General features: G+C 66.0%; 10 protein-coding genes. 2 read left to right on the plus strand and 8 right to left on the minus strand.

The window, feature by feature from the left end; genetic code table 11:
- Positions 1 to 110: 110 nt before the first annotated feature.
- Together AC58EF_RS19035 and AC58EF_RS19040 are read right to left on the minus strand one after the other, a co-directional pair.
- Positions 111 to 566, minus strand: a complete 456-nt coding sequence (locus AC58EF_RS19035; protein ID WP_497277940.1) for a vgr related protein — start codon at positions 564 to 566, stop codon at positions 111 to 113.
- The gene (locus tag AC58EF_RS19040) at positions 563 to 1,030 is read right to left on the minus strand and encodes a copper chaperone PCu(A)C (protein ID WP_497277942.1); all 468 of its coding nucleotides are present in this window, start codon (positions 1,028 to 1,030) and stop codon (positions 563 to 565) included. The genes AC58EF_RS19035 and AC58EF_RS19040 overlap by 4 nt, the downstream gene beginning before the upstream one ends.
- A 174-nt stretch (positions 1,031 to 1,204) precedes the next feature.
- On the opposite strand from AC58EF_RS19040, the gene dnaK reads away from it, so the two are divergent.
- Together dnaK and dnaJ are read left to right on the plus strand one after the other, a co-directional pair.
- Positions 1,205 to 3,112, plus strand: coding sequence for a molecular chaperone DnaK (dnaK, locus tag AC58EF_RS19045; protein ID WP_497277943.1), 1,908 nt, complete (start codon positions 1,205 to 1,207; stop codon positions 3,110 to 3,112).
- Between the two features lie 123 nt (positions 3,113 to 3,235).
- Positions 3,236 to 4,378, plus strand: coding sequence for a molecular chaperone DnaJ (gene dnaJ, locus AC58EF_RS19050; RefSeq protein ID WP_497277944.1), 1,143 nt, complete (start codon positions 3,236 to 3,238; stop codon positions 4,376 to 4,378).
- 82 nt (positions 4,379 to 4,460) lie between these two features.
- Here the strand turns inward: dnaJ and AC58EF_RS19055 are convergent, their stop codons facing one another.
- From AC58EF_RS19055 to AC58EF_RS19080, 6 genes are all read right to left on the minus strand, one after another.
- The gene (locus AC58EF_RS19055) at positions 4,461 to 5,750 is read right to left on the minus strand and encodes an amino acid permease (protein ID WP_497277945.1); all 1,290 of its coding nucleotides are present in this window, start codon (positions 5,748 to 5,750) and stop codon (positions 4,461 to 4,463) included.
- Positions 5,751 to 6,131: 381 nt separating this feature from the next.
- Positions 6,132 to 8,078, minus strand: a complete 1,947-nt coding sequence (gene ftsH, locus AC58EF_RS19060; RefSeq protein ID WP_497277946.1) for an ATP-dependent zinc metalloprotease FtsH — start codon at positions 8,076 to 8,078, stop codon at positions 6,132 to 6,134.
- A gap of 66 nt (positions 8,079 to 8,144) precedes the next feature.
- Positions 8,145 to 8,336, minus strand: a complete 192-nt coding sequence (locus AC58EF_RS19065) for a hypothetical protein (RefSeq protein ID WP_497277947.1) — start codon at positions 8,334 to 8,336, stop codon at positions 8,145 to 8,147.
- A gap of 129 nt (positions 8,337 to 8,465) precedes the next feature.
- The gene (gene tilS, locus AC58EF_RS19070; protein ID WP_497277948.1) at positions 8,466 to 9,422 is read right to left on the minus strand and encodes a tRNA lysidine(34) synthetase TilS; all 957 of its coding nucleotides are present in this window, start codon (positions 9,420 to 9,422) and stop codon (positions 8,466 to 8,468) included.
- On the minus strand, positions 9,413 to 10,351 hold the full coding sequence (locus AC58EF_RS19075) for a hypothetical protein (RefSeq protein ID WP_497277949.1): 939 nt from the start codon (positions 10,349 to 10,351) through the stop codon (positions 9,413 to 9,415). The genes tilS and AC58EF_RS19075 overlap by 10 nt, the downstream gene beginning before the upstream one ends.
- Before the next feature lie 182 nt (positions 10,352 to 10,533).
- Entirely contained in the window at positions 10,534 to 11,403 is an 870-nt protein-coding gene (locus AC58EF_RS19080; RefSeq protein ID WP_497277950.1) for a helix-turn-helix domain-containing protein, read from the minus strand.
- Positions 11,404 to 11,522 lie beyond the last annotated feature (119 nt).

Here is an 11,522-nt window from a genome sequence, read left to right on the forward strand (position 1 = left end):
ATGGGTTTGATTCCCAAAACATTTGCGATTGGGCCTCTCGTGTCCGGTTCGTCTTCTTTATGCTCCGAAAGCCGACAGGTCGCAAACCACCCCTTTTCCCCATTCACACCTTAAAAGGGCAGCAGCGCCTCGTACACATCCGCACCGGGCTTTCCCTCCACCGCCACGCCCCGGCGCAACAGGAAGGCATGGCGCACGATCTCCGCCTGCTGCTCGATGCCATAGTTCGCGAACGGCTTGCCCGGCACGATCTGGTAGCCGTAGCGACAGAAAGGATGGCGCATCAGCGGCAACCACCAGCGGCCCGATCGCTGCGCCTGCCAGACATGGGTCATTTCATGGAGGAAATGGCCCTGGAGATGCAGCGGGCTTTCGCAGAAATCGGCGCAGAACAGGCCGCCTTCGGGATGGAACCAGAGATCGCCATCGGGCGCCATGGTCACGCCTTTCGGCTGCAGCGGCCACCATTTGCGATTATGCACCCGCACGCGGCCATAATCGATCGCCCGCCCGAAGACCGAGCGGGCGAGGGCCGTTTCCTGCGGGGTGAGCGGGCGGCCGGTCAATGGGCGGCGGTGTCGCCGGCCCTGGGCGCGGCGGCCGCTTCGGGCTTGCGGATCACGGCGTCGACCAGCAGGCGATCGCCATTACCCATCAGGAAGGTCAATTGCATCTTGCCCCGGCTGATCGCGGTGTCGTTGATGCCGAAAAGCATCAGATGCTTGCCGCCCGGCGCGAAGGCGACCTTGCCCTTGGCCGGAATGTCGACGCTGTCGATCCGCTCCATCGTCGTCATGCCGTCCTTCGTCAGGCTTTCATGCATTTCGACCTTGAGCGCATAATCGGTGATGACGCCCCGCAATTGCGCGCCTGCATCGCCGCCATGCGCCACGAAATAGCCGGCGGACGGCATCTCCTTATTGGGGGACAGGCGAATCCAGGCCTGATCGATATAGGCCGGCGCGGGATCGCCGCAGGCGCTGAGCGCCAGGGGCGCCGCGAGGACGAAAAGGGCAAAGGGCGCACGCATCCGACACTCCATGACTGTCTCGTTTTCGGTCGTATGCTTAGGTAATCGCGCCGGCTTCTTGTGCCAAGCGAAAGCACGCCTATATCCCTCCTTGCAAACCGGCCTTGCCTTGGCGCTTTAGTGAGGTATGGGGCCGTCAACCGCTGAGTATATTTGGGGTTACAAGAGGAAAAGATGGCAAAAGTTATCGGGATTGACCTGGGCACCACCAACAGCTGCATCGCCGTGATGGACGGCGGCAAGCCCAAGGTCATTGAGAATGCGGAAGGGGCGCGCACCACCCCCTCGATCGTCGCCTTCGCCAAGGATGGCGAACGTCTGATCGGGCAGCCGGCCAAGCGCCAGGCGGTGACGAACCCGGACAACACGATTTTCGCGGTGAAGCGCCTGATCGGCCGCCGCTTCGACGATCCCATGACCAAGAAGGACATGGAACTCGTCCCCTATTCGATCGCCAAGGGTCCGAATGGCGACGCCTGGGTCAAGGCCGGCGGCCAGGATTACAGCCCGTCGCAAATCAGCGCGTTCATCCTGCAGAAGATGAAGGAAACCGCTGAATCCTATCTCGGCGAAACCGTGACGCAGGCGGTCATCACCGTTCCGGCCTATTTCAACGACGCCCAGCGTCAGGCGACCAAGGACGCCGGCCAGATCGCGGGCCTGGAAGTGCTGCGCATCATCAACGAGCCGACCGCGGCGGCGCTAGCCTACGGCCTCGACAAGCAGGACGGCAAGACGATCGCGGTCTATGACCTTGGCGGCGGCACCTTCGACATCTCCATCCTGGAGATTGGCGACGGCGTGTTCGAAGTGAAGTCGACCAATGGCGACACCTTCCTGGGCGGCGAGGATTTCGACGCCAAGCTGGTGGAATATCTGGCCGCCGACTTCCAGAAAGCCGAAGGCATCGACCTGACCAAGGACAAGCTGGCGCTGCAGCGGCTGAAGGAAGCGGCGGAAAAGGCGAAGATCGAGCTGTCCTCGGCGCAGACGACCGAAGTCAACCTGCCCTTCATCACCGCCGATCAGAATGGTCCGAAGCATCTGGTGAAGACCGTGACCCGCGCCGATCTGGAGCGTCTGGTCGCCGACCTCATCAAGCGCACGATGGAGCCTTGCAAGAAGGCGATGGCGGATGCCGGCGTTTCGACCAGCGAGATCAGCGAAGTCGTCCTGGTCGGCGGCATGACCCGTATGCCCAAGGTGCGCGAAGCCGTGAAGGAATTCTTCGGCAAGGAACCGCACACCGGCGTGAACCCGGACGAAGTCGTCGCCATGGGCGCGGCGATCCAGGCGGGCGTGCTGCAGGGCGACGTCAAGGACGTGCTGCTGCTCGACGTGACCCCGCTGTCGCTGGGCATCGAGACGCTGGGCGGCGTGTTCACCCGCATGATCGACCGCAACACCACCATCCCCGCCAAGAAGTCGCAGGTCTATTCGACCGCCGACGACAATCAGCAGGCGGTGACGATCCGCGTGTTCCAGGGCGAGCGTGAAATGGCGGCGGACAACAAGATACTGGGCCAGTTCGACCTGGTCGGCATCCCGCCGGCGCCGCGCGGCGTGCCGCAGATCGAAGTGACGTTCGACATCGACGCCAACGGTCTGGTCAACGTGTCGGCCAAGGACAAGGGCACCGGCAAGGAACAGCAGATCCGCATCCAGGCGTCGGGCGGCCTTTCCGACGCTGATATCGACCAGATGGTCAAGGATGCCGAGCGCTTCGCCGAGGAGGACAAGAAGCGTCGTGAAGCGGCCGAGGCCAAGAACAACGCCGAAAGCCTGGTCCACACCACCGAGGCGCAGCTGGCCGAACATGGCGACAAGGTCGATGCATCGCTGAAGGGCGAGATCGAGACCGCGATCGCTGCGACCAAGAGCGCGATCGAGGGCGGCGACGCCGAAGCGATGAAAACCAAGGCGCAGGAACTCGCCACGGTCGCGATGAAGCTGGGCCAGGCGATCTACGAGAAGGAGCAGGCGGCAGCGGCGGCTCCGGGCGGAGAAGGTGCCTCGGGCGCCAAGGCCGACGACGATGTCGTCGATGCCGAATTCTCGGAAGTGGATGACAACAAGGCGTAAGGCCATGCCTATCAACCGTCATTCCGGCGAAGGCTGGAATCTCTCTTCTTCGGCCCCGGCGCATGAAGGCAAGGGAGACCCCGGCTTTCGCCGGGGTGACGGTGAAGGCGCGCCGGGGGCGATATGACTACCGAAATGGATTATTATGCGCTGCTCGAAATCGAGCGCACGGCGGACGGCACGGCCGTCAAGAGCGCCTATCGCAAGCTGGCGATGAAATATCACCCGGACAAGACCGGGGGCTGCACCGACAGCGAGGCCAAGTTCAAGGCCGTATCCGAAGCCTATGAGTGCCTGAAGGACCCGCAAAAGCGCGCGGCCTATGACCGTTATGGCCATGCGGCCTACACCAATGCGCAAAATGGCGGCGGTGGCGGCGGTGGTTTCCGTGGCGGCGCGGGCGGCTTTTCCGACCTGGGCGATATTTTCGAGACGATCTTCGGCCAGTCCGGCTTCGGCGGCGCGGGCGGCGGGCGTCAGCAGCAGCGGCGCGGCGCGGACCTGCGCTACGACATGGAGATCACGCTCGACGAAGCCTATCATGGCAAGCAGACCGAGATCCAGATCGAGGTGTCGGCCGCCTGCGACAGTTGCGACGGTTCGGGCGCCCAGCCCGGCACCGGGGTAAAGAGTTGCGGCACCTGCGGCGGCCATGGCCAGGTCCGCGCGCAGCAGGGCTTCTTCGTCGTGGAGCGCACCTGCCCGTCCTGCCATGGCGCGGGCCAGGTGATCGAAAGTCCCTGCCGCTCCTGCCGGGGTGAAGGGCGGGTGGACAAGCCCAAGACGCTGTCGGTCAACGTGCCCGCCGGCGTCGACGAAGGCACCCGCATCCGCCTGTCGGGCGAGGGCGAGGCTGGCGCGCGCGGCGCGCCTGCGGGCGACCTCTATATTTTCCTGCATGTAAAGCGGCATTCGATTTTCGAGCGCGACGGCACGACCCTGTTCTGCCGGGCGCCGGTCAGCTTCACGACCGCCTCATTGGGTGGCGTGATCGAGGTGCCGGGCCTGGACGGCGTGCGGCATGAGATCAAAATCCCGAGCGGCATCCAGTCGGGCAAGCAGATTCGCCAGCGCGGCGCCGGTATGCCGGTGTTGAACGGCCGGGGACAGGGCGACCTCGTGATCCAGGTCGATGTCGAGACGCCGACCAAGCTGACGGCCAAGCAGCGCGAACTGCTGGAAGCGTTCCGCGAGACGGAAACCGGCGAGGAATGCCCGCAATCGACGGGCTTCTTCTCCAAGCTCAAGGAATTATGGGGGGATTGAGCCTCCCCTCGTCATTGCGAGCGTAGCGAAGCAATCCACTGTCGCGCACATGGATTGCTTCGCTACGCTCGCAATGACGAACCTATCGACGCTCCCGCCGCGCCCACCAGTAGAAGGGCAGGCCGGCCGCCATCAGCAGGATGCTGGACCCGCTGGCCACCAGCCCCGCGCCCCAGAGCGTCCAGAACGCATAGCCAAGGCCGATGACCGCCATCGGCACCACCAGCCGGAAGCGCAGGCTGGCCAGCGCGCAGCCGACATAAAGCCACAGCGTCGCCGATGTCGCCAGCAGCGCCATGGCGGTGAACAGCGCCACCAGCCCCTGCAGGCTGTTCGCCACCAGCATCAGGCTGGCCAGCACCGTCGACAGGATCAGCCCGCGCACGGGCGTTCCCCTGGCATCCGTGCCCGCCAGCCAGCGCGGCAATTCGCCCGCGCGCGCCATCGCCAGCGGCACTTCGCCCTGGAGCAGCGTCCAGCCGTTGAGCGCGCCGAGGCAGCTCACCACCACGAAGATGGCGATGAAGCCGGCCGGGCCGGACGACCAATAATGGCTGACGAACGCGCCGAAGGGCGATCCGGTCTGCGTCTCTGCGGCGGGCAGGGTCAGAGCGATGCCCGAGCATACCAGCAGATAGATGAGGCCCGTCGCGGCGGTGCCGATCAATGTCGCGCGCGGGATGGTCCGCGCGGGGTCGCGCACCTTGTCGGCGGCGACGGACGCGGATTCGAAGCCCAGCAGCGCCCAGAGCGTCAGCGCCGCCGATGCGGTGATGCCCGCGCCCGTGAGGCCCTGCGCCGGGAAGGGGGCGACCTGCGCCCTGCCGCTGCCCAGGATCAGCAGCAACAGGATGAGGACGACGATAATCGGGATCAGCTTGATGACGGTCGTGCCGATCTGCGTCAGGCCGGCGGCGCGCGCGCCGATCAGGTTGATGCCGGTCATCGCCCACAGGAAGGCGATCGAGCAAAGCGCGCCCATGCCCGGCTGAGCTAGCGCCGGCACGATGCTGCTGAGATTGGCCGTCGCCGCCACCGCGATGGTGACGTTGGTGATGATGATCGAGATCCAGTAGATCCAGCCGATCGCGAAGCCCGCCAGCGGACCATAAGCACGCGCGATCATCTGCGAGGCGTTGGCGTCGGGCATGGCGACGGTCAGCCGCGCGATGACGAAGGCCAGCACCAGCGACCCGGCGATGGTGAACACCCAGCCCGCCACCGCGTCCCAGCCAAAAGGCGCGAGGCTGGCCGGCAGCAGGAACACGCCCGATCCGATCATGTTGCCCATGACCAGTGCGATGCAGGCGGCGAGGCCCAGGGTTCGAGAGGAGGAAGGGAGGGAGGCCACGTCGTTCGACTGATTGCTCATGCCCGGATGCCTAATAGCGCAGGCGACCGATGGCTAGTGGTCCGATTCTGACATTCGACACCGCTTGAGGCCATGTCCCACAGGAATGTCAGAATCTATTCGGACCACTAGAAATATTTGATTCTAGTGGATTTTACGATTTTGACATTTGCAGACCCATCCCAACCGCCAGGGGATGCAAATGTCAAAATCAATCCACTAGAGCGCGCTGCGCTTAAGCGGATGGTCTGGCGCCTTTTAGGTTCCAGACAGGTCCGGCGATTCCCATCCGCCGGATGCACCCCAGTGAAAAGGCGACTATGGCGTTTGTAAACACCATAATCGCCAACGAAGAAGGGCGCGGCTATCGGCCACGCCCTTCTCCATCCGCTTGTTCGCGTCTCACACGCCGGCGGGCGTGGGATCGCCGAACGGCCCTTTCCGCTTGCGCGTCTTGGGGATGGACGATCCGGCCGCGGGGATCACCGAGGGCTTGATCGTGGTGCCGTCGTCGCGGGTGATCTCACCCTTGTCGAGCAGGGTCTTGATCTCCTCGCCGCTCAGCGTCTCATATTCCAGCATCGCATTGGCCAGCAGATGCAACTGGTCCTCATGGCCCTTCAGCACTTCCTGCGCGCGGGCATAGCCCTGTTCCACCAGCCCGCGAATTTCCTTGTCGATCAGCTTGGCCGTCTCGTCCGACATATGGACGCGCTGGCTCTGCGAATAGCCGAGGAAGGTTTCGCCCTGCTGCTCCTCATATTGCAGCGGACCCAGCTTGTCGGACATGCCCCATTGCGTGACCATGTCGCGCGCCAGCTTGGTGGCGTACTGGATATCGCCCGACGCGCCGCTCGACACCTTGTCATAGCCGAAGATGATCTCCTCGGCGACGCGGCCGCCCATGGCGACGGCCATGTTCGCGTGCATCTTGTCGCGATGATAGCTGTAGCTGTCCCGCTCCGGCAGGCGCATCACCATGCCCAGCGCACGGCCGCGCGGGATGATCGTCGCCTTGTGGATCGGGTCGGACGCCGGTTCATGGACCGCGACGATGGCATGGCCCGCCTCATGATAGGCGGTCATCTTCTTCTCATCGTCGGTCATGACCATGGAGCGGCGCTCGCTGCCCATCATGACCTTGTCCTTGGCCGCCTCGAACTCGTCCATGGCGACCAGACGCTTGCCGCGACGGGCGGCCATCAGGGCGGCTTCGTTGACGAGGTTGGCAAGATCGGCGCCCGAGAAACCGGGCGTGCCGCGCGCGATGGTGCGCGGGTTGACGTCCGGCGCCAGCGGCACTTTTTTCATGTGCACGGCCAGGATCTTCTCGCGGCCCTCGATGTCGGGACGGGGCACCACGACCTGGCGGTCGAAGCGGCCCGGACGCAGCAACGCGGGGTCCAGCACGTCGGGGCGGTTGGTCGCCGCGACGATGATGATGCCCTCATTCGCCTCGAAGCCGTCCATCTCGACCAGAAGCTGGTTCAGCGTCTGCTCGCGCTCGTCATTGCCATTGCCCAGGCCCGCGCCGCGATGGCGGCCGACCGCGTCGATCTCGTCGATGAAGACGATGCAGGGCGCGTTCTTCTTGGCCTGCTCGAACATATCGCGCACGCGGCTCGCGCCGACGCCGACGAACATTTCGACAAAGTCGGAGCCGGAGATGGTGAAGAAGGGCACGCCCGCCTCGCCCGCGATCGCGCGCGCCAGCAGCGTCTTGCCGGTGCCGGGCGAACCGACCAGCAGCGCGCCCTTGGGAATCTTGCCGCCCAGCCGCGCGAACTTGCTCGGGTCCTTCAGAAACTCGACGATTTCCTGCAATTCCTCGCGCGCTTCGTCGATGCCGGCGACGTCGTCGAACGTCACCTTGCCGTGCTTCTCGGTCAGCAGCTTGGCCTTCGACTTGCCGAAGCCCATGGCGCCGCCCGCGCCGCCGCCCTTCTGCATCTGGCGCAGCACGAAGAAGGCGATGCCCAGGATCAACAGGAAGGGCAGCGACTGGTAGATCAGGATCATCCAGAAGCTGGGCTGCGCTTCGGCCTGACCCGAATATTTGACGTTATAATCGTCCAGCAGGCCGGTGAGGCCCGGATCGCTGACCGGCAGGGTCGAGAATTTCTGGCCGCTCGACAGCGTGCCGGAAATCTTGTCCGGCGCGATGGCGACGTCCTTGACCTGTCCCTCCTGCACCTTGGCGCGGAATTCGGAATAGGCGATCTCGCTGCCCGTCGCGCCCACCGGGCGGTCGAACATGGATACGAACAGCAACAGGGCGACGATCACGCCGGCCCATATCATCGCGCTCTTGATCCAGGGATTGCCCTGCGGGTCTTTCTCGTCGTTCATCATCACTCTCTTTCACCCGCCAAGATAGGGAACGCCCGTAAAAGCGCAAGCGGATGCGCGCGGCGTTCAGCCGCCGAAGATCGCCGAAATCGCGATATAGCCGAGCGCGACCGCCGCGCCGCCCGACAGGCCGCACAACAGATAGCCCATATAGAGCAGCAGCGGCGGATGCGGGCGCTTCAGCCGGCGGTTCCGTTGCGCCGCCGAAAGGATCACGCTCGCCAGCAGGCCATAGGTCAGGGCCGCAAATTCCATCATGTCGTCATTATCCCCGCAGAAATCGGGAAGGGATTAACCATGAGGGATGTTAAGAAAACATCATTGCAGCGCAGCAAAGCGATCAGTCGTGAGAGTCGCGGGTCCGGCCGTGGAACCTTATCGTAACGATCAGCGGCGCGGCGGCGCGGGCATCAGCGTCCAGCCCGCTCCGCCCTTCAACAGCCATGCGCCCAGACTCGCCTGCCCCCCGTCGGCGGCGGCCACGATCGCCCGATCGAGCGAATCACCGCGCGGCGGGGGACTGTCAGGCGCGCCCCGCTCCAGCATCAGCAGCACCAGCCGCCGCAGATATTCGCGCGGCAGGTCGGTCCGGTCGAGTCGATAGCCCGCCCCTTCCGCCCACACATGGCGCGCAGCCAGATCGGCGACGCTCCATTCCAGCGCCGTCTCCGCCTCCGCCAGCGCCGCCGCGCTGCGCGCCGCCGCCTCCGCGTCCAGCCAGTCGACCGCCGCCAGCGCGGAACGGATCAGCGCGCGGTCGAACCGCGGATCGGCATTGGACGGATCATGGACATGGGGCAGGCCTTCCGCCTCCGCCAGCGCCTGCAACGCCGCCTTGCGCACGCCGAGCAGCGGCCGGATCACCCGCCCCGCCCGCGCCCGCACCCCGGCCAGACCGCCAACGCCCGATCCCCGATTGAGCCGCATCACCATGGTTTCCAGCTGGTCGTCGGCATGATGCGCGGTCATGATCCAGTCGATGCCGCGCCCGGCGCGCCACGTTTCGATCCGGGCATAGCGCTGCCCCCGCGCCCAGGCCTGCACATTGCCCGCCACAGGCGCATCGGGCGTCAGGATGCTGTGGTCGATGCCCTGACCGGCGCACCAACGCCCGACCATCGCCGCTTCGTCCGCCGATTCGGCGCGCAGCCCATGGTCCAGCGTCACCGCCGCCACCCGCCCCGGAAAGGCGCGCGCGGCCAGGAACAGCAGCGCCATGCTGTCCGGCCCGCCCGACACGGCGATGCCATAGCGCGCCGCCGGGTCGGCCCCGACCAGCGCCTCAACCGCCGCGATCAGCCGGGCCTCCAGCGCCGCCCAACCCAGATCGTCGCTCAGCTGCACTTCGCCCTGGTGCGGCCCTTGTCCATCATGCCGCGCTGGCTGGCAGACAGGCTCGATCCATAGACCTGCTCCAGTTCCTGATAGACCTTGCAGGCGTCGGCCGGCTTCTTGAGCTGGATCAGCGCCTCGCCCAGATAGGTCAGGCTGTCGGCGGCGCGGTCGCCGCGCGGGCGCTTCTGGTAATTTTCATAGAAGGCGACCGAAGCCAGCGCCGGCTTGCCGTCGTCCAGATAGGCGCGGCCCAGCAGATTGGCGGCGCGGCTGCCGACCGAACTGTCGCCATATTTGTCGACCGTAGCTTTCAACTGCGCCTGCGCCTCGGGATAGAATTTCGCATCCCACAGGCGGAAGCCATAGCTATAGGCGTCCTCAGCCGCATTGCCGCTATTGGGCCGCTCGATCGCGGCGACAGCGGTCTTGCGCTCCTCGCTCGCGGCGGCGGGAGCGGCGGGCCTGGACGCGGCCGGACTGGGCGCGGCGGACCGGGGCGCAATCGCCTCCGGCTCGGCCGGGGCATTCACGGTCGGCCGCGTCGCTGGCGCAGGCGCCGCGGGCTGCGCCAGGCGGCTTTCCGTCTCCGCCTTATATTTGTTGAACGCCTCCTCCAGCTGGCGCAGCTTGAAGCCATTCTCCTCGACCTGCCCGGTGACGGAGGCGAGCTGCGATTCCAGCGCGCCCACGCGCGCGGTCAGGTCCGCGATCGGCGCGCTGGCCGGCGATCCCGGCGCCACCGTGGGCGCAGCCGGCCGCGTGATCTCCGCCTCCAGCGGCGCGCCGGCGGGAAAGACCTTGCGCTGCACCGCGCGCATTTCTTTCTCCAGCCGGTCGACCCGCACCTCGACCCCGCCGCTCTGGGCGGCGGCCGGCGCCGCGATCGACAGCAACGCCCCCCCTATCAAGGCTGAGGTCGCGAAAAAGGCGTGACGCATGATGATCCCCGACTAGAGCGATTTCTTGTCAGATAGCCCCATCCGACGGTTCGGAAATCGCGTTAAACCAAAACAGGAGCGCCCGGTCCGATCGGGTCGGCCGCTCCACTCTGCGCCTTAACCATAAGCCGTTATTTCGCGGGGTAAAGCGCGACATTCAGGCCGGCGGCAATGCTGTTTTTTTAGTTGGCGCCCGGCTGCGGCGCGGGCTGCGCCGGGGCCGCCGCGCCGCCGGCGGCAGGCTGCCCGGCCGCCGCTCCGGCGGCGGTGCCCCGCGCCAACAGCGCCTCGGCGCTCACCGGCACGTCGGCGATGGTGCGGTCGGCCGCGCCGAGCGGCGGCACCGGCTTGCCCCCGACCGTGACGTTCAGCGCTTGCGGGCGGCCGGTCAGGATCATCGGGTTGCGCGCATTGGCCGGCAGGGTGAAGCTTTCCCCCTTCTTCATCAGGCCATCCTTCAGCCGCTCGCCCGCCTCGTCATAGATGCGCAGCCACACATCGTCGACGGCGGTGAAGACGACCGTCTGCGCCACCGGCGCGGCCGGCGGCGCGCCGGCCGGACGCGCAGCCGTGGCCGGCGCCGCCTGATCCTGCGCAACGATTTCCTCGCTGGTGGGCGGGGTGAACATCTGCGTGCGCCACACCATGAAGCCGGCGATCAGCAGAACGACGACAACGGCCGCCGTCCATGCCAGCACGCGCGACGGCACGCGCGCGGGGTCGACCGGCTCGAACGCTTCATAGCGGTTCGCGCCCAGGTCCGACCCGTGCACCGCGTTGCGCACGTCCGCCGCGATCACCACTTCATCGACCCCCACGGTGCGCGCATAGGCGCGGGCGAAGCCGACCGCATAGGGAATGCCGGGCAGCGCGGCATAGTCGTCGCGCTCGACAGCCTCCAGCTGGCGCTGGGCGATGCGGGTGCGGGTCGCGACATCCTGAAGCGACAGGCCCTGCCCCTCCCGCGCGGCGCGCAGCTTCGCGCCCGGCGTCATGGGTTGCAGGTCCTGCGCCTCTGCCGCGCCGGTTTCCACTTCGGGTTCTTCTGCCATGCTGCTCCGCGACCTTTGAGGGCGGCCTTGTCTCATTGCCGGACGGGCGTTGTCAACGCCGCACTAGTGACCCGAATCTGAAGTTCGTCACGCTGTCGGGTATGGGTTGAACGAACTTC

This window comes from Sphingobium sp. WR1 (genome assembly GCF_059693745.1).